This is a genomic window from Larkinella ripae, assembly GCF_054780775.1.
In genome coordinates this window covers 274,583-296,502 of the sequence record NZ_BAAGVR010000014.1, presented here as the reverse complement: position 1 = coordinate 296,502, position 21,920 = coordinate 274,583, and the positions used below count along the sequence as shown (strand labels likewise).

The 21,920-nt window shown below is 52.9% G+C and carries 16 protein-coding genes and 1 tRNA gene; 6 read left to right on the top strand and 11 right to left on the bottom strand.

The window, feature by feature from the left end; all coding sequences use genetic code 11:
- Window positions 1–28: 28 nt before the first annotated feature.
- Complete coding sequence (locus ACYVHX_RS08050) at window positions 29–520, bottom strand: hypothetical protein (protein WP_460671120.1); 492 nt, start codon at window positions 518–520, stop codon at window positions 29–31.
- A 458-nt stretch (window positions 521–978) separates the two neighbouring features.
- On the opposite strand from ACYVHX_RS08050, the gene ACYVHX_RS08045 reads away from it, so the two are divergent.
- Both ACYVHX_RS08045 and ACYVHX_RS08040 read left to right on the top strand, forming a co-directional pair.
- Window positions 979–1,638, top strand: a complete 660-nt coding sequence (locus tag ACYVHX_RS08045; protein WP_460671119.1) for a DUF4142 domain-containing protein — start codon at window positions 979–981, stop codon at window positions 1,636–1,638.
- Window positions 1,639–1,833: 195 nt separating this feature from the next.
- Window positions 1,834–2,196, top strand: a complete 363-nt coding sequence (locus tag ACYVHX_RS08040) for an SPW repeat domain-containing protein (protein WP_460671118.1) — start codon at window positions 1,834–1,836, stop codon at window positions 2,194–2,196.
- 424 nt (window positions 2,197–2,620) lie between these two features.
- On the opposite strand, the gene ACYVHX_RS08035 is transcribed toward ACYVHX_RS08040, so the two are convergent.
- From ACYVHX_RS08035 to ACYVHX_RS08020, 4 genes are all read right to left on the bottom strand, one after another.
- Window positions 2,621–3,478, bottom strand: a complete 858-nt coding sequence (locus tag ACYVHX_RS08035) for an alpha/beta fold hydrolase (RefSeq protein WP_460671117.1) — start codon at window positions 3,476–3,478, stop codon at window positions 2,621–2,623.
- Window positions 3,479–3,705: 227 nt separating this feature from the next.
- Window positions 3,706–3,776 (bottom strand) — tRNA-Gln (locus ACYVHX_RS08030).
- 87 nt (window positions 3,777–3,863) lie between these two features.
- Window positions 3,864–4,763 carry an ACP S-malonyltransferase gene (gene fabD, locus ACYVHX_RS08025; RefSeq protein WP_460671116.1) on the bottom strand — a complete coding sequence of 300 codons (900 nt, stop codon included), beginning with the start codon at window positions 4,761–4,763 and terminating at the stop codon, window positions 3,864–3,866.
- Between the two features lie 161 nt (window positions 4,764–4,924).
- Complete coding sequence (locus tag ACYVHX_RS08020) at window positions 4,925–5,317, bottom strand: thiol-disulfide oxidoreductase DCC family protein (RefSeq protein WP_460671115.1); 393 nt, start codon at window positions 5,315–5,317, stop codon at window positions 4,925–4,927.
- 224 nt (window positions 5,318–5,541) lie between these two features.
- Here ACYVHX_RS08020 and ACYVHX_RS08015 point away from each other — a divergent pair, with 224 nt between their 5' ends.
- From ACYVHX_RS08015 to ACYVHX_RS08000, 4 genes are all read left to right on the top strand, one after another.
- Window positions 5,542–6,276, top strand: coding sequence for a succinate dehydrogenase cytochrome b subunit (locus ACYVHX_RS08015; protein ID WP_460671114.1), 735 nt, complete (start codon window positions 5,542–5,544; stop codon window positions 6,274–6,276).
- A 75-nt stretch (window positions 6,277–6,351) separates the two neighbouring features.
- The gene (locus ACYVHX_RS08010; RefSeq protein ID WP_460671344.1) at window positions 6,352–8,289 is read left to right on the top strand and encodes a fumarate reductase/succinate dehydrogenase flavoprotein subunit; all 1,938 of its coding nucleotides are present in this window, start codon (window positions 6,352–6,354) and stop codon (window positions 8,287–8,289) included.
- A gap of 61 nt (window positions 8,290–8,350) precedes the next feature.
- The gene (locus tag ACYVHX_RS08005) at window positions 8,351–9,103 is read left to right on the top strand and encodes a succinate dehydrogenase/fumarate reductase iron-sulfur subunit (RefSeq protein WP_460671113.1); all 753 of its coding nucleotides are present in this window, start codon (window positions 8,351–8,353) and stop codon (window positions 9,101–9,103) included.
- 269 nt (window positions 9,104–9,372) lie between these two features.
- A complete protein-coding gene (locus tag ACYVHX_RS08000; protein ID WP_460671112.1) occupies window positions 9,373–10,041 on the top strand; it encodes a TetR/AcrR family transcriptional regulator in 669 nt (222 codons plus the stop codon).
- Window positions 10,042–10,106: 65 nt separating this feature from the next.
- Here ACYVHX_RS08000 and ACYVHX_RS07995 read toward each other — a convergent pair whose 3' ends face one another.
- From ACYVHX_RS07995 to ACYVHX_RS07970, 6 genes are all read right to left on the bottom strand, one after another.
- Complete coding sequence (locus ACYVHX_RS07995) at window positions 10,107–11,213, bottom strand: hypothetical protein (RefSeq protein ID WP_460671111.1); 1,107 nt, start codon at window positions 11,211–11,213, stop codon at window positions 10,107–10,109.
- Between the two features lie 2 nt (window positions 11,214–11,215).
- Window positions 11,216–11,857, bottom strand: coding sequence for an ABC transporter ATP-binding protein (locus tag ACYVHX_RS07990; protein WP_460671110.1), 642 nt, complete (start codon window positions 11,855–11,857; stop codon window positions 11,216–11,218).
- The gene (locus ACYVHX_RS07985; protein ID WP_460671109.1) at window positions 11,857–13,209 is read right to left on the bottom strand and encodes a vanadium-dependent haloperoxidase; all 1,353 of its coding nucleotides are present in this window, start codon (window positions 13,207–13,209) and stop codon (window positions 11,857–11,859) included. Before ACYVHX_RS07985 ends, ACYVHX_RS07990 begins: the two co-directional genes overlap by 1 nt.
- Window positions 13,210–13,293: 84 nt before the next feature.
- A complete protein-coding gene (locus tag ACYVHX_RS07980) occupies window positions 13,294–16,731 on the bottom strand; it encodes a VCBS repeat-containing protein (RefSeq protein ID WP_460671108.1) in 3,438 nt (1,145 codons plus the stop codon).
- A gap of 131 nt (window positions 16,732–16,862) precedes the next feature.
- Window positions 16,863–20,276, bottom strand: coding sequence for a VCBS repeat-containing protein (locus tag ACYVHX_RS07975; protein WP_460671107.1), 3,414 nt, complete (start codon window positions 20,274–20,276; stop codon window positions 16,863–16,865).
- Window positions 20,277–20,417: 141 nt separating this feature from the next.
- On the bottom strand, window positions 20,418–21,899 hold the full coding sequence (locus ACYVHX_RS07970) for a RagB/SusD family nutrient uptake outer membrane protein (RefSeq protein ID WP_460671106.1): 1,482 nt from the start codon (window positions 21,897–21,899) through the stop codon (window positions 20,418–20,420).
- Window positions 21,900–21,920: the final 21 nt, after the last annotated feature.

Below are 21,920 nucleotides of genomic sequence, written 5' to 3'. Positions count from 1 at the left end.
TTGCCATCACCAATCCATATACTTCGAATCAGGGTTGAGAACCGTTTGGCGACGATTCGCCTGAGCCGGATGAACGGCCGCCCGGTTTCGGCGTGCGGTTCGATTTTTTGTCAGTCTGCGAATCCGTGCCCGTGTTACCCGTTCCCGAAGCCTTATTCAATTCGGCATCAGACCGGTTTCCTGCGCGCCGGTTTCGGCTTTGCTGGCCCGCCCCGGCGGGGGAAGGTTGATCCATCGTACTGGCCGCTCCCGAACTACCCTTAGTGCCCAGGCGCGTGCCTTCGCCGGTTCGTCCGCTTGATCCGGTGGTTTGCCCACTGGCACCGGGAACCTGTTTGTCCGAGTTGGTATTTTGCGAGCCGGAGCCGGGGTTTAAGCCGGTTGATCCGCTGGTTTGGCCGCTTCCGCTGGCGCCGGTTTTGTGCTGGCTGGACGAACTATTGGCCGAGGTCGACTGAGCAAGCGTCTGCACCGTGGTCATTATTATCAGCATTCCTGCTGCGATCACTGCCTTTCTCATGGTTGCGTTTTGATTTCTGGTTATTTGGTAAATCATTCATAACAACTGGTATTGATGGAATGAGAGTACCCGAAAAACAAAAGAATGAGGATTCGGCCGGTGGTGTCGTTCAGCGTCCGTCGTGGGCAGCTGTCGATCCGTGATTCGTTTGGAAAAGAAGCTACGATGCCAAAGTTTCTTTAAACCACTACGGTTTAATCCCTTTTAGGGAAATGGTGGCAAACACAGTGGCAACCGGCCCGAATTTTTATTAACGGGCCCGGGGTCACGGTTCAATTCCCGAAAACCGGATCTCGCCGATAAAGGGCTGCCGGTATTTTCCGGGATGGACCAAAACCTCATTTTAGAAGAAAAATTTCGTCAACCTCTTCCCGATGCAGTTCCAGTACCAGCCGGAGCGGTTCTGTTGCGTAACCGTCCATCCGGCCAGTTTATCTAATTTACCTACTTAAAAACGTATGAAAACAAGATCACTTTTTCTCAGCTCATTGGTCTGTCTGGTGACCGTGGGCGGAGTACTGGCTCAACAAACAAACGCTACCTCATCGGGCTCGGCCACAATGGTTGGCAAAGAAACCGCTGCCGAATTTATGAACCAGAATAAACAGGGAGCCGCTGCCGTTGGTGCGGTACGCCCGACCTCCGACAAGTTGTCCAGCGCCGACCAGGCTCTGATGATGGAGGTGGCCAAAGGCGGGATGCTGCAGTTGGAACTGGGAAAAATGGCCGTCCAGAAAGCCAGCCATCCGGAGGTTCGGCAACTGGCGCAGGCCGAAGTAGAAGAGCAAACCGGTCTGTCGGCCAAACTGAAAGAAATTGCCATGGCGAAAGGGATTACCTTACCAGCTTCGCCCAGCGAGCAAACGACCTCAATGCTAACAAAAATGCAGGGCATGTCGGGCATGGAATTCGACCGGATGTATGTGCAACAGGGCGGGGTCGATAACCACAAACTGCTCGACCAGACCTTATCCAAAGTGGAATCCAATGCCACCGATGCCAGCTTGAAAGGGGTCGCCAAAGCGGCTCATCCCCTGGTGAAAGCACACTTGAAAGTAGCACAACAAGTGCTGAGTAAACTCGGGGCGAAGGGCAGTACCGGAACCGGGATGCCCTGATGAAGCGCCTGAAACGCTGAAAAACGGCGAACGGTATCATTCCTGAAATGCCAGGATGCAGGGTCATTCAACGGATGCTGCCAGCAACCGACAGGCGGCTCAAGTCTGATACAAACCGGGATAGACGCATCGGCGGATTGTTAACGCGGTGCGTCTATCTTTTGTGGTGAAATAAACTCATCAACTCCTGCCTATATGCCGCTGCTTTCGACCAAAGTTCACGGAATTCTGGATTACATCACCGGAGTGTTTCTGATCGTGTCGCCCTGGGTTTTTGGTTTCGACGATCAGGGTATGGCCCAGTGGATACCCATTTTCCTGGGTGTGTCGGCGATCCTGTATTCCCTCTTTACCGACTACGAGCTGGGGTTGGTCCGTCGTCTGCCCATGCGACTGCACCTGACGCTGGATGTGGTAAGTGGTATCGTGCTGGCCACTTCACCCTGGCTGTTCAACTTTGCGGATTACGTCTACCTGCCCCATGTCATTTTGGGAATTTTTGAAATAGGTGCCGGACTGATCACCCGGCGGACCCCAGCTTCTGTCCATTTGAAATAAGAGATCAGGTCGCCAATCCAACAAACACGGTCGCAAATGGGGCAAGAACCCAGGCGACCAGGTGAATAAATCAGGTAAGTTTTTGTAGGATTGAAGCTCCCTGCCGGGTGTATCGCCCTGGCTGGTATCCATTTCTCTCGAATGAAAAACTCCTGTTCGCTTTCCAAAACTTCATAGGTTTCAATGCATGAAGATGGATAACGATTTGCCCTAGGTGCCCGAACCGGATTACAAAACGGTAAACTTCATTCCCACGGGTGTCATACCTGGAATCTGTTCTTTTTTGGCCATCGCGATGAGTGGTCAAGAATGGAAAGTGGATAGGAATGCAGTTTTGAAAAAGAGTTTTATTTTTTCTTTCTCGCGTTTGTGCAGCCGCAACTTCTGAGGGTTTAGACCGAAACGTTCTGCCAGCACCTCTAATTTACTTGCCGGGTATCGATTGACTCAGAGTTAGGGTACGGATGAACTGATTACTGATCGAAAAGAACCGGGTAGGGTCACTCAACCAGGGGTCATGCCCTGCCTCATTAAGTACATGCAACTGGGCCTGAGGAAACAGCCTGATGTAATGCTCCAGCCAGTCATTGCGTTCACCGGTTTTACGATTATAATTCAACGTTCCGGAAAAAAGCAGAATAGGCATCCGTAGCTCTGTTAAGCGTTCCGGTTTTGGGGCAGACCGCATGCTTAATAGAGTCTCATGCTGAGGACTACCAAACTGTAATTCAAATTGCTTGCTAACTGTAATCGTATCTACTTTTATTAATCCATTTGAATCAGAGTTAAAGACCAGTCTTTTTTCTTGCATAGTAAGTTTGGTAAGTGGACCATATCCTATTCCATCTCTCACAAAAGGCTCTTCCTGCCCTTTCCACTCCACCGTACCCGTTAGAATCAAACCCTTGATATCTTCCGGATGGTGGTAGGCGTACAACATCGCTAATAAGCTCCCCCAGGAAGAGCCGACTAGTACTACTTTTTGCAGGGGTGAGAGGGATTTGATGAGCCGGTGTAAGTCCTTTACATGGTCCTGCCAGACATAGGAACTGTCTCTGTCACTTTTACCACACCCACGTTGATCATAGTAAATGATTCGTGCCGATTCTTGCAAGGCATCAAACTCGGGTCGAAGATACCAGTGTTGGGCCGCAGCTCCCCCATGAAGGACAATCACCGTTTGGGGTTTATTGCCGACCAGCCAGTAGGCCAACCTGGGCTTTCCTTCGACAAATCCATCCTGACCAGCGCTGGTTAGGGAATTATAGAGCAGCGCCAGCAAGATTAAGTACCTTTTCACGGGGAGGTAGTTTTCGTCGGCATTCAATCTACAGATTCTGAATTAGCTTTCGACGTTACTAAACTCTTTTTTGTGAAGCTATCTAACGCTATCCGCAATTTAATTGCAAAACGCCAGAGAATTTAAAAAGGCGAGAAGCAGACTATCGCCAACGCACAAAAAAAGGCTACTGACTCGTTGAGAATCAGTAGCCTAAAACAGGTTGTCAGTTGCCGGGGAAGGATTCGAACCCTCACAAACAGAACCAAAATCTGTCGTCCTACCCTTAGACGACCCGGCAATTGCGAGTGCAAAGATAACAGTTCTGCGCGTAAAAAAGCAAGAAGCCGCTTAAAAAAGTTAGGACGGGGCGGCCCCGTCCTAACTCTTAATTGCTTACGCTCTGGGTTTCGGCAGTAGGGATTATTTTTTTGACCAGACCCTGGAGTACTTTACCCGGGCCACATTCCACAAAAACCGTGGCACCGTCGGCGCTCATGGCTTCAACAGACTGGGTCCAGCGGACGGGGGCGGTGAGTTGGGCAACAAGATTGGCTTTGATTGTATCGACGTCCGTGGCCGGTTTGGCGTTCACGTTCTGGTAAATCGGGCAGCGCGGCTGGCTAAACGGAGTCGTTTCGATGGCCTGGGCCAGTTCGGCACGGGCCGGTTCCATCAGGGGAGAGTGGAAGGCTCCGCCCACCTGCAAGGGCAACACCCGCTTGGCACCGGCTTCCTTCAGTTTTTCGCCCGCCAGCCGAACACCTTCGAGCGAGCCCGAAATCACGACTTGGCCCGGGCAGTTGTAGTTGGCCGGAATGACAACTTCCTTGAATTGCGTGGCTGCGGCCACCTCCAGGCAAATCCGTTCGATGGTGGCATCGTCGAGCCCCAACACCGCAGCCATTGTCGATGGATTGAGTTCGCAGGCTTTCTGCATGGCACTGGCGCGTTGGGCCACCAGCCGTAAACCGTCTTCAAACGATAAACCGCCAGCCGCCACCAGGGCCGAAAATTCACCCAGGGAGTGCCCGGCCACCATATCGGGATTGAAGTCCTCAACGGTCTGGGCCAGAATGACGGAGTGCAAAAAAATGGCGGGTTGCGTCACACTCGTTTGCTTGAGTTCCTCGTCGGTGCCTTCAAACATCACCTTCGTGATTTCAAACCCCAGAATGTGGTTAGCCTGCTCAAACAGGTATTTTGCTTTTTCGGATTGCTGATACAGCCCCAGCCCCATGCCGGTAAACTGCGCCCCCTGACCGGGGAAGATATAAGCTTTTTTCATGGTCGAAAGAGTGTCGTTGGGAATTGGCCAGAACTCGGATCAAACTGCTTAAAAGAAAACCAAGATGGCTGCCGCGAGTAGATCTTTTAGATCCCTTAATCCGTTAATCGGTGTAATTCGGGTTCAGGCCAGTTCCTGACAAAGTAACTGGCTTCCGGCAATTATTCCAAAAACCGGGCTTTTAACGCTGGCGTGGGAATCCGGCAGGCGGCTTCCCGGCCAAAAAACCGGTAGCGGTTTTTCGCAATCAGATCATAGGCCCAGTCGCGCAGGAAACGCGGAAAAACCCTGAAAACCGTAAACGCCGGCCAGGCTCCGCTCAGGTGCCGGGCAATGGCCAGGGCTGCGTCGGATTTGACATACGACCGGCCGTTCCGGATCAGAACGATGCTGTCCACCGGGCCGGATGCGGGCGGAAACCGGGCCAGCAACCGGCGCCCTGCGTCGGATTGCAGCGCGGCAAATCGAAAGCGGTTTTGCGGGTCCCGGTCAATGATGAAATGAACCGCGGCATTACACAGATTACACACGCCGTCGAAAAGGATGGTGTCCATAGAAGATGCTTAAAATAATCCTATTCCAATGCTTGATAAACAGAACAAAATCCGCAACCGATCTGTTACTTAATAGGCCGCAACCTCTACCTTTTATTGATTCCAAATAAGCGTAAAAAAAAGGGGTTTTTTTGGTTCGAATTGCTTTGTGCTGTAGTTTTGACCTCTACGAATCGGTTAATTTTCAAGCCGGTTTACTAAACAAAAATTTCTGATTTTAGAATATGTCTTGGGTAACAACAACACTTTCCAGCACCCTTGGCCGCAAGGTTGTCATGTCGCTGACGGGGCTGTTTTTGTGCACGTTCCTCATCGTCCATTTAGTTGGGAACCTGCAATTGTTCAAAGGCGATGAGGGCCAGGCCTTCAACGAATACAGCTACTTTATGACCCACAATCCGGTCATAAAAACAATCTCTTACCTGCTGTATGCGTCCATTATCGCTCATGCCGTGATGGCGCTGGTGCTAACCCGTTACAACCAGGCTTCGCGACCCGTAAAATACGCGTATGCCAAACCGGAAGCCAACAGTCCCTGGAACTCACGGAACATGGGAATTCTGGGAACGATCCTCCTGATTTTCATCGTGATTCACATGCGGACGTTCTGGTACACCATGCACTTCGGGCCGATTACGCTGGCGGGCGAGCAAATTCAGCCGGGTTCCATTCCGGAAGTAACCTACGACGGAGAGCCCATCAAAAACCTGTACGCCGTGACGACGTTTGCGTTCTCGTTCCTTTGGTACGTGGCCTTGTACGTGGTGTCGATGATTGCCTTGTCGTTTCACCTGGTACACGGTTTTAAGAGCGGTTTTCAGTCGCTGGGCGTTCGGCACAAGAAGTACATTCCGCTGATCGAATTCATAGGAACATACGGTTTTGGGGTGCTGATTCCCGCCTTGTTTGCGGCCATGCCGGTGTATATCTACCTGAAAGTGCACCATATTATTTTTTAATCAGAACAGGGTTTATCACGACGAACTGAACCGTATCTGTCTATGATCGATGTATTAGAAGAGCAAGAAACCGGAATCAAACTCGATTCGAAAGTTCCGGAAGGGCCGCTGGCTGAGAAGTGGGCGAAACATAAATTTAATTTAAAGCTGGTTAACCCGGCTAACAAGCGGAAATACGAAATAATCGTTGTCGGAACCGGTCTGGCGGGTGCTTCGGCGGCTGCCGCGCTGGCGGAACTGGGCTATAATGTAAAGGCATTCTGTTTTCAGGATAGCCCCCGCCGGGCGCACAGTATTGCGGCCCAGGGCGGAATCAATGCCGCTAAAAATTACCAGAACGACGGCGACAGCGTTTTTCGCTTGTTCTACGATACCATCAAAGGGGGCGACTACCGCGCCCGCGAAGGCAACGTTCACCGGCTGGCCGAAGTGAGTGTCAACATCATCGACCAGTGCGTGGCGCAGGGCGTACCGTTCGCCCGCGAATATGGCGGGGCGCTGGCCAACCGTTCGTTCGGGGGCTCGCAGGTGTCGCGGACGTTCTACGCCCGGGGCCAGACCGGGCAGCAGTTGCTGTTGGGTGCTTACAGCGCCCTGAGCCGTCAGGTTTCTAACGGAAAAGTGAAATTGTTCACCCGGACCGAAATGCTCGATCTGGTGATTGAAGGCGGCAAAGCCCGGGGAATCATCACCCGGAATCTGGTCACCGGCAAAATCGAATCCCACTCGGCGCACGCGGTTTTGATCTGCTCGGGCGGCTACGGCAACGTCTTTTACCTGTCAACCAACGCGATGGGTTCGAACGTAACGGCGGCCTGGCGGGCGCACAAAAAAGGAGCGCTGTTTAGCAATCCGTGCTTCACCCAGATTCACCCGACCTGTATTCCGGTCAAAGGAAACTACCAGTCGAAACTGACCCTGATGTCGGAGTCGCTGCGGAACGACGGACGGGTTTGGGTGCCGAAAACGAAAGAAATGGCCGAGAAAGTCCGCAAGGGCGAAATTAAGGCGAAAGATATCAAAGAAGAGGACCGCGACTACTTTCTGGAGCGCCGGTATCCGTCGTTCGGTAACCTGGTGCCGCGCGATGTGGCTTCCCGCAACGCCAAAATGGTGTGTGACGAAGGACGCGGTGTGGCACCGACGGGTCTGGCGGTTTACCTCGACTTTGGCGACGCGATCAAACGCGATGGCCGGAAAGTGATCGAAGCCAAATACGGCAACCTCTTCGAGATGTACGAGAAAATCGTAGACGACGATCCGTACGAAACACCCATGAAAATTTACCCCGCCGTTCACTACACGATGGGCGGTTTGTGGGTCGATTATAACCTGATGACCAACGTGCCGGGGCTGTATGCCCTCGGAGAAGCCAACTTTTCCGATCACGGTGCCAACCGGCTGGGCGCGTCGGCGCTGATGCAGGGGCTGGCTGATGGTTATTTCGTCATTCCGTACACGCTCGGCGATTACCTGGCTACGATTGGCCCGGCGGATAAAATTCCCGTAACGCACGCAGCCTTCAGGGAGGCCGAGAAAACCGTGCAGGATACGGTTAAGCAACTGCTGTCGATCAATGGCCAAAAAACCGCCGAAGAGTTTCACCGGCAGTTGGGCCACATCATGTGGGAGTATTGCGGAATGGCCCGAAATGCGGAAGGACTGGCGAAAGCTAAAGTTATGATTCAGGAGCTGCGGAGCGAGTTCTGGAGCAACCTGCGGGTAACCGGCACGGACCTGGAACTGAATCCGGCGCTGGAGCAGGCTTCCCGCGTGGCCGACTTCCTGGAGCTGGGTGAATTAATGGTTGACGACGCCCTGAACCGCAACGAATCCTGCGGAGGACACTTCCGGGAAGAGTATTCAACGGAAGACGGTGAAGCCCGGCGCGACGACGAGAATTATACGTACGTGGCGTCTTGGGAATACCGGGGCGAAAACCAGCCGGAAAAGCTGCACAAAGAACCGTTGAAGTTCGATACGGTTAAGCTGACGCAGCGGAGTTATAAATAAGGTTTAAAGTTTAAAGTTTGAGGTTTAACGTTTCAGACCTTGGACTCAGACGCCAAACGAAATGAATGTTACACTGAAAGTCTGGAGACAAAAAAATAGCCAAACACCGGGCAAAATGGTGGAATATAACTTGTCGGATATTTCCCCGGACATGTCGTTCCTGGAAATGTTCGATGTGTTGAACGAAGACCTGTCGCACAAAGGCGAAGAACCCGTAGCGTTCGACCACGACTGCCGGGAGGGCATTTGCGGGATGTGTTCAATGTACATCAACGGCCGCGCCCACGGTCCGCAAACCGGAACGACGACCTGCCAGCTGCACATGCGGACCTTCAACGATGGCGATACCATTGTAGTGGAACCCTGGCGCGCGCGGGCTTTTCCGGTTATCAAAGACCTGATCGTGGATCGTGATGCGTTCGACCGCATTATTCAGGCCGGCGGCTATGTGTCGGTGAACACGGGATCGGCGCCGGATGCCAACGAGATTCTGATTCCGCGTGAGACCGCCGACGAAGCGATGGATGCGGCCCAGTGCATTGCTTGTGGAGCCTGCGTAGCGGCCTGTAAAAATGCCTCGGCGATGTTGTTTACGGCGGCCAAGGTTTCCCAGCTGGCGGTTTTGCCACAGGGCCAGGCCGAACACAAACTGCGGGCTGAGCGGATGGTTGCCCAGATGGACGCCGAGGGCTTCGGAGCCTGCTCGTTTACGGGTGCCTGTTCGGTGGAATGTCCGAAGTCGATTTCGCTGGATCACATCGCCCGTTTGAACCGCGAATACCTCGGCGCAAAACTGACATCGAATAACGTCTAGATAGCCTGATACCGAATTTGAACGCCCGGTTTTGCAAAACCGGGCGTTTTTTTGTGACCGTTCCCGCAAATTATGGTACGTAGATGTGACTTTTTAATGGTTTCTGCATCACTATTAGGCATACCCTCCTCAACAACCAGCCTGAAAACAGTCTATTAACAGCCGGACTTAACCCTTACGGTACGGTTGAAGATTTTTGTAAATTCTTTGTGACTTTTTCCAATGTCTTGCGTCTGATTAGTGACAAAAAGCTAACAATCTCCCTACCTATGGAAAAGCTAAAACGCAACCGTGCCCAGACTTCTCAGAAAATCATCAATGCACTGGAAGAAGTCGTCGCCGAAAAAGGAATTGAAGGTGTTGGTATCAACCGGATTTCCGAAAAAGCCGGGGTCAGCAAAGTGCTTATTTACCGCTACTTTGGCGGTTTGGACGGGTTATTGACTCATTATATCAAAATGGGTCGATTGTTTCCTTTACTCAGTCCGGCTACGCTGGAACAACTGCGCCCGGTTCACGAGAACGATTTATCCAAACTCTGGTATAAACAAGTGGTGCATACGTACCGGTTTTTCCGGCAGGTTCCGGCCCCTTTTCAGATTCTGAAGGCAACCGTCATGGAAGGCAGTCAGGTGGCCGACGAAGCCAGCAAAGCCTATGACGAAGAACTGACGCGCATCGTTAACCAATTATCGTATGTAAAAGGCGCTGATTTTCAGGCGATTTCTGCCGTCATCACCGGAGCGATGTCTTACCTCACCCTCTTATCGAAGAACAACCGTACCGCCGTTGGGATCAATTTGGCAACGGAAGAAGGATGGCAGCGCATCGAAGACGCAATTCGGGTTATTTATACCGCTTTAAATCGCATGGCGGTCAATTCCGACGACGTATCCCTGGAAGTTCATGAAGCCAGTACGCCTTCGACGTACTGGTGAAACCCAGCTATGAACTTTGGCCCGTCTTTGGATACAGGTTTCCACAGACTAAAGTCCGAAATGCTTCATCGTTCTTCTTCGGTTTCCCAGGAAGAGCGGTAATAATGGCGGAAAAACAGCACCGTGGCGGCTATTCCGCTGGCAATCGCCAGGCCCCAAACCGGCAAGCGGTACATGATCAGCAGAAAATACCCGATAAGCGGCCAGAAGATGCGACCCATAAAACGGTCGCGCTCGTGATGGCGGGTGAGTAGAAAAGTGTATTGCAGCAGCAACAGGCTCAGCCCGAACAACCAGACACCCGCTACGGCAAAAACCGAAACGTCAGCCGGCAATCGGTAAAGAAATAAAAAAGCTTCCGGGCTGATCAGTAAGCTCAGAATCCCTGCGTATGTTACCCCACGTTCGAAGCGCGTAAGCGGTAAATTACGCAAAAGCCGCAGTTGCGTCGCTTCAAACTGATAGAGTTCAAAAACAACGCCCGCGTGAAAAACCGCCGACAACAGCATACCAAGCGCCAACAGTCGGAGGTCATAATCGTCGGTTGGGTACAGAGCAAGGATACCGACAGTCAGCAAACACGAACCGGTTTTGGTCAAAAAAAGCGTTGCTGGTTGTTCGCGAAACAGGTAACGGATGAAAAAGAGGGGGTATGGCGTCGCAAACCGTTGCCGAAACCACGCCCCCAGATGACCCGTAAACTGCTCCGGATTAGGATTCCGCAAGGCCCGCTCTACAAACGGGATGGGCAAAAGGGAAAGAAAACCAACCACCACGATCAGTATTTCGCTAGCGATGGTGGTGGGCTGTTGCTGACCTACCCAACCCATAAAACCGGCGTAGAGAACAACGGGGGCCAACAATTGCAGGTGCAGCAGATACACAATCAGCCAGCGCCGGCCGACGGAAACCAGCCGAAAAAACTGCAACAGATCGTTGGTCTGGAACGTCTGCCAACTGAAGCGGATGGCGTACAGCGTATAAAGCAGCCAGAGCGCGATGTAGCCGGACAGAAAAAACGGGTCGTGCAGGACATACGTGGCCAGCGCAATGTGTTCGTTTGAACTCATGAATCCAAACCCCAGCAGCAGCACCACCAGAAACAGACCGGTATTCTGGAGGTAGAACTGCCGCACAAGGATCTTTTCCGGTACGATCCACAAGGCCATCATCGTCAGACCGGTTCGGGAAGAAGGTTCAGGGTTTGGTTCTGGACAATCCAGACGGAATCGATGGGCAAATCGGACGGATCGACGTCCTGATGCGTTGACAGCAGAAAGCTTACCCCCTGTTGCTGGTTGTGACGAATGCGCTCAAGGACGGTTTTGGTGGTTGCCTGGTCGAGCGTAATCAGCGGCTCGTCGAGTAAAATCAAGGCCGGATTGCCCAGAAAAGCCAGCACCAGCGAGGTCTTTTTGAGCATTCCGCTGGAATAGGTGCCAATGGGCGTTTTGATAAAATCCCGGATGCCGAACCGCTCAATCAGTTCATCCGATTGTCCGGCGGGCGCGCGTTTGGTGGCCGCCACCCAGCGAATCAGTTCCCAGGCCGTCAGAAAAGCCGGATACATCGGTTCGGCTTCGCCGTAATTAACCCGCAGGCGGTATTCAACCGGTTGCCGTCGAACATCATATTTCGCCTGGAGCATCAGATGGCCCTCAAAAGGGATCAAACCCGCAACGGAACGAAAAAAAGTCGTTTTGCCCGAACCGTTACGACCTTTCACCCAATGAATTCCGGCTGAAAAATCGGCTTGGGGAATGGTCAAAACCAGGCGGTTTTGATACGTTTTTCTAAAATTCCGGACGGCCAGCATTAGCGGGAAACAACAACCTGCTTCTTTTTCGCCAGCTTATCCACTACATACTCGCCAACGTGCCGACCCTGCACGTTCCCAAGTTCCAGCGCATCCCGGAAGTGAATGCCGCCGTATAGACGACTGTAAGAAGCTTCGTTGGCCGCATCCCGGAACGATTTGAACGAACGAACTCCGTGGCCGTACGGATTTTCGGTTGAATCGGTAAACGCGACATTGTCGCCGTACAGCAGCGTTAGCACCTCAGCCGCAGCGGCCGAAATGACACTGTGGCCGCTGGTGTATTCCGGGAAAGGCGGAGTTTGCAGATAGGGCGTCCATTTGGGATCGATGAATTTATTGATCACGGTTTCGGGCCGGATGCGGTTGCTCCGGTATTTTTCATCCCAGCAACTGATAAAACCGTCGGCCAGGGCAAAGGACGTCAGGGTATATGCCTGCACACTTTTGGCAAAATCGGCTTTTTTCAGCCGGGAAACCGTTGCGGCAATGGCCAGCCAGTGACCACCCGGCGTCATCTTCTTGGAAGCGTACGAAACGTGGCCGGCCACATTCATGACGAAGGCGTTGTCGTCCCAGAAAAAAGCAATTTTGCGCTGCTCTTCGGTTTGATCAATGCCCAATTGATACACTTCCTCGGCGAGTTTGTAGAACGGGCTGCCCTTGGTCATGTTGTACGGAATGGCTTTGGGCGGCATAAACTGCGAGCAGGTATCCATCACCCAGCAGCGAATTTGCATCCATTTGGGCTCGGCGGCTTCCATATAGGCCGGGGGTGTGGGCACCCAGGTTCCTTCGGCGTTGGTCACGGTATGCTTGAAGCCGCGCGTTTGTTTGTAATGGTCTTTCCCGGCAAATTCCATGATGTGTTTGGCCACCGCTTCGCCGTAAGCCATGGAGCGCTCGATGACTTCCTCAGGAACGCCAATTGCTTTGTAATCCTGGTAAAACTTCTTCTCAAACTCATCGAACATGTCGCCGGAAAACGTCAGGTTTCGCCCGACCGTCAGAAAGGCTCGGGTGCTGGCAAGCGGAAAACAATATTCCTGACCGGGTTCCGGTTTAGGGGGAGCCGAGAAGTTCCGGAGTTTGCCCGCCAGCGATTCATAGCCCGGTTGACTCGGCAACATCGCTTCGTAACCGGCCAGATTGGCGTATCCGTAAATCCGGCTGGCGACGGGTGGGGAGAAAATATCGTGAATGATTACATCCGTCAACTGTTTAACACACTGATGATAACGCTCGGGTTCTGCGGCTTTGGCGTTGTATTCGTCGGGAGTCGCTCTGGGCTGGCAACCGGCCAAAAAAGAAAGGCTACCAATCAATATAACCCATGCTATGGAATTCTTCATGAGCAATTCTGGTCAATAAGGATACAAGAGGACTACAAATTTACCTTAAAAAAAGTATATCTCAGCACTGGTCCGTATTTTGCTTTACGGTTTTTGGGCGATACGGCTAGAATTGGCTTTTGTTTGCCGAAAGACCTGAAGGGTTGTGTCGTTGCGGGCTACCAGCCAAAGCGGCACACCGGCTACCTGGATAGGTTTAATGTCACGAACTTCACCCTCGAGCACAAAACCGCTGGCAAAGGGCGAAAGGGCCGAAAACCGGCTTGAATCGGACGCTTTTTTTCCGTTGTTTTTGATCACTAAGCCGTAATTCGCATCGTAACGCCCCTGATACGTACTGACCCCGTAAAAGTTACCGCCCGCCAGCACATCCGGAAAACCGTCGTTGTCGATATCAGCCGCGCGGAGGGCAAAAAGTTTGGAAACCTGCGCCAGCATCGGCAGGGGATGCACCACAAAATGCCCGTCACCACGGTTTTGCAGATAAACCGACGCAAACTGGTTGACTTCGTAGGTTTCGGCGCCCTCCAGTTCGTCGTCTTGAAACACTTTTTCAATCGGTTGGCTGGCAAATGACGTATAATTCGTAAACCGTTTGTTGATGATGCCCGGCATCTGCCGGCCCAGTTCGTCTTTGAAATTGACCGGATACCAGGCTTTTCCGTCCCGCTGATAAGCCAGAACCTGATCGACACTGCCGTTTTTGTCGAAATCTTTCACCCACATTTTCAGTTTCGGATCGGCCTGTTTGATGAACTTGGTATTCAGGCCGAGATTGCCCGCCATCAGATCCAGATCACCGTCGCCATCGAAATCGGCGGCTGTCAGGCATTGCCAGAAACCGTTCAGGGAAGCGGTTTCGTCCACGATGCTTTTAACGGCCTCGAGTTTACCGTTCTGTTTGGCAAAAACCCGGATGGGCATCCAGTCGCCGGCCACCACCAGATCGAGGTCTTTGTCCTGATCATAATCCATCCAGATGGCATCCGTCACCAGGCCGACCTTGCGCAGCTCCGGTGCCAACTGATCGGTTTTATCCAAAAACCGCCCTTTCCCATCGTTGATCAGCAAGTACGAGTTCGGAACTTTCCCGTAGGCAAACGCCACCACGCGACCACCCACAAACAAATCCAGATCGCCGTCGCCGTCGAAATCGACCGGACGAACGCAACTTTTGTTGTCGTACATTGGCGGCAGGCCGTTCGAGCGCGTAAAACCGCCTTTGCCGTCGTTCAGGTACAGCCGGTCGAACTGTTCGGGCATTTTTTCGAAGAATTCGTTGCCACCCGACACCACGTATAAATCCAGATCTTTGTCGCCATCGGCATCGAAGAAAACCGCATCCACATCTTCGTAGGTCGAATCGACCCGGAAAGCCGGTTGGGAGCTGGTCAAAAACCGCCCGTTGGGTTGTTGAATCTGCAAACTTCCGGCCTGCCATTTGGCGCCTGCCGCGTAAAAATCATCCAGTCCATCGCCGTTCACGTCGCCGACGGCCAGCTTCGGTCCTTCCATCGACACCTTGAAGGGCATCAGCGATTCGCGGACAAAATCGAAATACGTATTTTCCTGATGCTGGTAAGCCATGGGCATCTGGCTGGTCACGTCTTCCAGCAGCGGTTGCGGGTCCGGGGCCGTAAACCGGAACGCGCCCACATTCCGCTGAGCCGCCGTTTGTTTCAGCACCAGCGTCTGATTGGTCTTCACCGCCGTCTGAATTTCCATTTTTTGGCTGGGCCAGATCACGATCAGCGAATCGACGGTATCGAACTCCCCCAACCCGAACGTCAGCACCGGTTCGACGGACGACTGAAAACCGCGCGTTGGCATCAGTTGCTGGAGTTGCAGACCGGTTTTGGTTTTCAGGATCACTTTTGCCCCCACGCCAAACGTGTTCCCCGAGTCGCCCTGAAGCTTGATTTTCAGCCAGTGATGGTTGGGGAAAAGGTCGTTTGCCTGATTCTGATAGAAACCGGCCGGGTCGTTGATGTCGTTGGTGACCAGGTCCAGATCGCCGTCGTTGTCCAGGTCGGCATAAACCGCCCCGCTCGAAAACGTCGGTTTTTCAAAGCCCCACGCCAGCGACTTGTCGGCAAACTTCAAGTCCGGGCTGCCTTTGTAAAGGTAATTGTGCACCTTGCCCTGGGGCATCACGGCAATTGCCTTCTGGTCCAGGACTTTGGAGGTTTCGATGGCGTAACGCAGCGAGTCGTCCGACGCATACTTGACGTAATCGAGGTCGTTGGGCCGCCGGACAATGCCGTTGGAAATAAACAGGTCCTTGATGCCGTCGTTGTCGTAATCGGCCAGCAGCGGTGCCCAGCTCCAGTCCGTTGCCGCCACGCCCGCCAGCGCGCCCACCTCGATAAACTTCCTGCCCGACTGACTGATTTGCAAACAGTTCCGGCTGTATTGGTTCATATAGCCGAAGCTCAGTTTATACAGGTAAATGTCCAGCGGATCTTCGCCGAGCGACATTTTCTCCACGGTTTCGTCTTCGGGGTACATATCGAGCGTCACCACATCCGGAAAACCGTCATTGTTGACATCCGCCACATCGTTGCCCATCGAAAACCGGCTGACGTGCGCAAACGCTTTCCGGACGCTCTCCGTAAAACCGCCTTTGCCGTTGTTGATGTAGTAGTAATCATCCTCGTGAAAATCGTTAGAAACGTAAATATCTTCCCAGCCATCGTTGTTCAGATCCGCCACCGAAATTCCCAAACCGTAACCCATAGCCGCCCCAAAAATTCCGGCCTGTTCGCTGACATTAACGAAAAGGGGAGCGAGGGATTGGGTCGCTTTCTGGCCACGTCCTTTCGACGCTTCCTCGTTTCCGGTTTTTCTTTCTTCCCGCATATTCCGGTACAGGTAATCGCCCGATTCGTTCTGCCGGAGGTTGCGGGCCGTCACGCGGTCGTAGCTGCGGGAGGTATGGACGGCGTGGTTGAGCAGGTACATGTCCAGATCGCCGTCGTGGTCGTAATCGAAAAAGGCGGCCTGAGTCGAAAAACCGGTAAAATCCAGACCGTAATCAGCCGCTTTTTCACTGAATGTGCCGTCCTGGTTGTTGATGTACAGTTCGTTGGAACCTTCCAGCCCTTTGAAGTTACCGACGGCGCACACGTAAATGTCCAGCCAGCCGTCGCCGTTCACATCGGCCATCGTTACGCCCGTTTGCCAATCCGAAAAGCCTTCGACTCCCGCTTTCTGCGTAATGTCTTCAAATTTCATCCCGCCTTTGTTGAGATACAGCTTGTTTTTGCCTTGATTCGAGACAAAATACAGATCGGTCAGGCCATCGTTGTTGATGTCGCCAGCCGCCACACCCGCACCGTTGTAAAAATACAGGTAATCAATGATGTTGAATTTGTCGGTGTTCTGGACCTGATTGGTAAATCCGATGCCCGTCCGGGTAGAATCCAGCGACTGAAAAAGCGGATTTTCGGAAGAAGAGGTCCGGCTTTTGCAGCCAAAAACCAGCACCGTTACGCTTATAAAGAAGAGACTGATTTGTTTCATTATCATAAATCTGAACCAGGATTCCGCAGGTTAAAGGGGATGAGCTGCCGCAACGCATTTTTTAGAGCCGGTTTTTCGTTTCCCGCGTCATCCGACGGGCCCGCCCGGGCGGTGCAAGGCAGCTGCTTCCTTTAATCCAGTTTATAAACTTGCACTCGATCATTATTTTTGGCCGCCACAAACTGCCCTTGGTTCAGCCGGGCCAGATGCCGCACCTGGCCGTGAACAATGAACCCGGAAGCCGTCGGACCGAGCGGTTCGAAGCGGCCCTGTCCCTGCCCCAGCAGCACCAGGCCATAGCTGGCATCGTACCGGCCAATTTCGGGCAAAACATCAAAAAAATTACCGGTCAGCACCAAATCCGGTTTTTGGTCGCCATTGACATCGATTATTTCAATGCCGCAAATGGGCGAAAGCTGCGCTTCTTTCGGGAGCGGCTGGAAAATCAGGTCGCCCTTGCCGGAATTAAGTAATACCGCTGATTCGCCCGTATAAGCCCGCTGCACCACGGCGCTTTGCAACTGTTTTTCGTCTAGAATTTCGGTGAGTTTTTTGCCCGCGAAATCCGTGAACTTGATATACTTTTTCTTGATGCTGGGCATTTCCTTCTGTAAATCCTGCTTCAGCACCATCGGGTACAGCGTGCCGGTTTCGTCGGCGCAGTTGATGATTTGCTCCAGACTACCGTTCTGATCAAAATCCGCCGTATAAAGTTCCGCCGGAATCTGGGCCGTGGCTTTGATCCGCGAATTCAACCCCAGATTGCCAACCACCAGATCCAGGTCACCGTCGCCGTCCACATCACCCGTTTTGAGGCAGTTCCACCAGCCGGAAGCGGGCGTGGTTGAGTTGGGCAGTTTGACGGTTTGCGGATTGACGAGCCGCCCGCGCTGGTTTTGAAAAACCGTAACCGGCATCCAGTCGCCAACAACCACCAGTTCCGGAAAACCGTCGGCGTTTAGATCGGCCCAACTGGCGTCGGTCACCATGCCCAGCTGCGCGACCTCGGGCAAATACCGCTTCGTAAAATTTTTAAAGTTTCCGGTCCCGTCGTTCGTCAGTAAATAGCTGGCCGGATTAAAACCGTACTGCCCCGGAATCAGACGCGTGCCCACAAACAGGTCGATATCGCCGTCGCGGTCGTAATCCGCAGCCGCCACGCAGGAACCACTCGCTTTCAGGTTCGGCAGGCGTTCGTCGCGCGTAAAACCGCCTTTGCCGTCGTTCAGATACAGCCGGTCGAGCAATTCATCGGCTTCGGCTTCAAATTCGTTGCTGCCCGAAACGACGTATAAATCGAGGTCTTTGTCGCCATCGGCATCGAAGAAAACCGCATCGACGGCTTCGTAAGTGATATCCTGCCGGAAAATAGAGGGTGTTTTTTCACTAAACCGCCCATTGGTCTGCTGCACAAAAAGCCGGTGCGGTTTGCCGAAAGCGCCCCCCAGAAACACATCGTCCAGCCCGTCGCCGTTCACATCGCCGGTTGCCAGGGCCGGGCCGCCCGTCGAGAGCATTTGTTTCAGCAGTGGATCGCGGTTGTAGTCGACAAACGGATTTTCTTCGTGCTTGTAATTCAGGCCCGAAACGGCCGTAATGTCCCGAAAGAGTGTTTTCGTACCCGGTTTTTCGGGTTGCCAGAAACCGCTTGCCTCTTGTTGATTGAGCGTGAGCAGTTGGTTGGCTTTCGGCTGGCGAAGGGTCTGCTGCCGGTCGTCCGGCCAGATGACCGTCAGCGAATCAATCGGATGGGTTGACCCCAGGCCAAACACCAGATTGAGGTCGACCGACGACTGAAAACCGCGATTGGGCATTTGCTGCAATACCTGCATCTGGCCCTGCTGGTACAGAAAAACCCGGGCGCCGATGGCGTTGCGATTGGGGGCTTGGCCAACGAGTTTGACGCGCAGGTAATTGGTTTTGTTTTGCTCGACCGACCGGTTTTTGAAAACCGAAACCGGTGAGTTGACATTGTTGACAATCAGGTCCAGATCACCGTCGTTGTCCAGGTCGCCGTAGGCTGCGCCGTTCGAGAAATTCGGGTCGCCCAACCCCCAGACCGCAGCCTGATTGGAGAATTTTAGCTGGCCGTCGTTGCGAAAGGCATAGTTCGGAATCGGCTCCGAGGGCGCTTTATCGAGAAACTCTTTGAAATTGAATTCGCGCTGACGGGCAATCTGGGCCATATTTTCGCGGTCGGCCAGGAAGTGAATAAAATCCTGATCGGTCACGTCCTTGGCAATGCCGTTGGCCACAAAAATGTCTTTCTGGCCGTCGTTGTCCATGTCGAAAATCAGGGCGCCCCAACTCCAGTCCGTCGCGTGTACGCCCGAAAACCGGGCAATGTCGCTGAACAGCGGAATGGTTGTTTTGCCGCCCAAACCGGATTCATTGCCCTGATTCAGATGCAGCATATTCTGCATATACTGGTAATGAAAATCCCGTGCGAGTTTGATTTCCTGCAAATCGTAATTCTCGAAGGCCCCGGTTTTTTTCAGCCGCACATCGTTCCCCGGCAGCATGTCCGTCACGAAAATATCCAGTCGCCCGTCGTTGTTGATGTCGGCCACGTCGGCCCCCATCGACGAGAGGCTGAGGTGCGGCATGGCGTCTTTCACCGACTCCCGAAAGGTGCCGTCGTGGTTGTTCAGATAAAGGTAATCCCGTTCGTAAAAATCGTTGGAAATGTAGATGTCCAGCCAGTTATCATTGTTTACATCGCCGATGGTGATGCCGAGACCAAAACCGATCAGGCTGCCATAGATCCCGGCTTCCTCGCTGACATCTTTAAAAGGCGAAAATGAAGAAACGGAGGAGGGGGGAAGGGTTCCTTTCGTTCCTTCCTTTCCGCTTTTTTCCCGGTTTATTAAATCATTCCTGAAAAGTTTGTGCCCACCCAGGGGGTCGCGTTCGGCGCGGAGGTTGACGTAACCCAATTTCCCGACGGGCAGAAAGCTGTTGTTGAGCAGGTACATATCGAGGTCGCCGTCGCGGTCGTAGTCGAAAAAAGCCGCGTGGGTGGAATAGCCCTGGTCATCTAAACCGTATTCTTTGGCCTTTTCGGTGAAGGTTACCGCGCCATCTTTCGCCACGCCCGTGTTGATAAAAAGTTCGTTCCGCCGGTCGTCGCCGGGGCGGATGCCGGCATTGCAGACGTATAAATCCAGCAGGCCGTCACCGTTGACATCGGCAAAGGTGGCACCCGTGCTCCAGGCCCGTTTTCCGGCTACCCCGGCTTTGGCCGTTATGTCGTCAAACTGCAGGTTGCCCCGGTTGAGGTACAGTTTATTTTCGCCCATGTTGGCAATCAGGAAGACATCGGGCAAGCCGTCGTTGTTGACATCACCGATGGCGACGCCCCCTCCGTTGTAAAAATTCCGGTAATTGAAGATGTTGAAATCCTTGTCATCAACAACCGAATTGATAAACGGGATGCGCGTCGTTTCCGCTGATAGTTTTTCAAAAAGCGGTTCCTGCGATGAAGAATCTGAAGATTGACAACCGATCAGGGCGGGAAAAAACAAAAAGAGAATCCAATAACGCATGGACGGTGGCTACCAGTAAAATCAAGTCTTAAAGATACTCAATAAATCGCATCCAAAGTTGGTTGGCCGGCTCGAAGATGGGGAATTCACAAAACTGAAAAAGCCCGGAATTCCGGGCTTTTTCAGAAAAGGATCACTTTTTTAGTTATACCCCGGATTCTGTTTCAAATTAGGGTTGAGTGAAATCTGATCTTTCGGAATCGGGAACAAGGTCCGGTAGGCTTCTGATGCGGGTTTAAAGCGCCATGCTTTGTTGAACTGCCCGAAGCGAATCAAATCCTGACGGCGGTGGTATTCCCAGGCCAGTTCACGGCCCCGTTCGGCCAGAATTTCGTCCAGTGTCAATTGAGCCGCCGTGTAATCCGCTACGCCCGCCCGTTTCCGGATGACATTGAAATCCGCCAATGCGTCGGCAACTTTACCGAGCCGGAAATTCGCTTCTCCGCGCATCAGATACACATCGCCCAAGCGGAAAATAACAAAGTCGTTACTCATGTCGTTGGTCGTGTTGTTCTTCTGAATCTCGTATTTCTGGCTCCGGGCTCCGGCCAGACGGCTGGCGGGTCCGGCCGGCATTTCGAAGGCGGGAATTTCCGGAGTAATCACCATCGGGGTACCGTCGTCGTCCATCGCTTTTCCGGTGGCGTCATACTGCTGACCAACGATCCACATTTTCTTCCGCAAATCCTGGGCCGAGAACGAATTGTAAAACTCGATAACGGTAGCGTATCCGTTCCAGGGCGAGGCCGGCAGGTTGTAGGTCAACTGGTGTTTGTAGTGGAGCGTGGCCATGTGAATGGTAAAACCGCCCCGCTTCGAGTTGTCAAAAGGCGTCGCCAGGATAATTTCGGGCGAGTTCTGATTCTGTACTTTGAAGTTGTCCAGCAGATCCGCCGTCAGTGAGAACTTGCCCGACCGGATGATGCTGTCGCAACGCGTCGCGGCATCGGCCCAGCGGGCCGTACCGGTATAAATCTGCGCATTGAGGTACATCTTCGCCAGAATCATATTAACAACCGATCGGTTGAAACGACCATAATAAGCGCCCCCCACCGTTGAACTCAGTTTGGGATACACCTCCAGCAGCTCTTTCTCAATCCAGGTAAACACTTCCGTGCGGGTTTTCTGCGCGGGCGTTGTTGTGCCAACCTGATCAGCAATAATCACATTGCCGAACATGTCCATCGCCTTGTAGTGGAAGAACGCCCGCAAAGCCCGGAGTTCGGCTTTCGTCGTTTCGTCCGTAATCGACCCCAACTGCTGGTTGATGGACGTGATGTTGTTATAACACCAGGTCCAGGGACCGTTGAACTGGCCGTTGTCGGTGGTGGGGTCCCAGGTGTGCTGATAAAGCCGTTTCCAGTTATCACCATCTTTCCAGTCACCACCGCGCGTGGGAACAATCTGTTCGTCCGTTGTAGCGTTCAACGCCTGGCTGTTGCCGTAATAATCGGCCAAACCGCTGTAAAGTGGGCCAATCAGGGCTGCCTGCTGTTGGGTTGTCTGTCCAAACTGGTCAGTCGGGATGACATCGTACGTTTTTTCGTCAAGGTCCGTACACGACTGGCCTGCCATCAGCAGAACCAGACTTACGCCCCAAACTTTTATGGTTGAATTAAACATTTTAGTGGCTGATTGTTAGTT

Bases quoted from the DNA above. Each gene is read 5' to 3' on its own strand.
- ACYVHX_RS07970 (WP_460671106.1), bottom strand. From the start codon at position 21,899: ATGTTTAATTCAACCATAAAAGTTTGGGGCGTAAGTCTGGTTCTGCTG.
- ACYVHX_RS08015 (WP_460671114.1), top strand. From the start codon at position 5,542: ATGTCTTGGGTAACAACAACACTTTCCAGCACCCTTGGCCGCAAGGTT.
- ACYVHX_RS07985 (WP_460671109.1), bottom strand. From the start codon at position 13,209: ATGAAGAATTCCATAGCATGGGTTATATTGATTGGTAGCCTTTCTTTT.
- ACYVHX_RS08005 (WP_460671113.1), top strand. From the start codon at position 8,351: ATGAATGTTACACTGAAAGTCTGGAGACAAAAAAATAGCCAAACACCG.
- ACYVHX_RS07990 (WP_460671110.1), bottom strand. From the start codon at position 11,857: ATGCTGGCCGTCCGGAATTTTAGAAAAACGTATCAAAACCGCCTGGTT.
- ACYVHX_RS08000 (WP_460671112.1), top strand. From the start codon at position 9,373: ATGGAAAAGCTAAAACGCAACCGTGCCCAGACTTCTCAGAAAATCATC.
- ACYVHX_RS07995 (WP_460671111.1), bottom strand. From the start codon at position 11,213: ATGATGGCCTTGTGGATCGTACCGGAAAAGATCCTTGTGCGGCAGTTC.
- ACYVHX_RS07975 (WP_460671107.1), bottom strand. From the start codon at position 20,276: ATGCGTTATTGGATTCTCTTTTTGTTTTTTCCCGCCCTGATCGGTTGT.
- ACYVHX_RS08050 (WP_460671120.1), bottom strand. From the start codon at position 520: ATGAGAAAGGCAGTGATCGCAGCAGGAATGCTGATAATAATGACCACG.
- ACYVHX_RS08045 (WP_460671119.1), top strand. From the start codon at position 979: ATGAAAACAAGATCACTTTTTCTCAGCTCATTGGTCTGTCTGGTGACC.
- fabD (WP_460671116.1), bottom strand. From the start codon at position 4,763: ATGAAAAAAGCTTATATCTTCCCCGGTCAGGGGGCGCAGTTTACCGGC.
- ACYVHX_RS07980 (WP_460671108.1), bottom strand. From the start codon at position 16,731: ATGAAACAAATCAGTCTCTTCTTTATAAGCGTAACGGTGCTGGTTTTT.
- ACYVHX_RS08040 (WP_460671118.1), top strand. From the start codon at position 1,834: ATGCCGCTGCTTTCGACCAAAGTTCACGGAATTCTGGATTACATCACC.
- ACYVHX_RS08020 (WP_460671115.1), bottom strand. From the start codon at position 5,317: ATGGACACCATCCTTTTCGACGGCGTGTGTAATCTGTGTAATGCCGCG.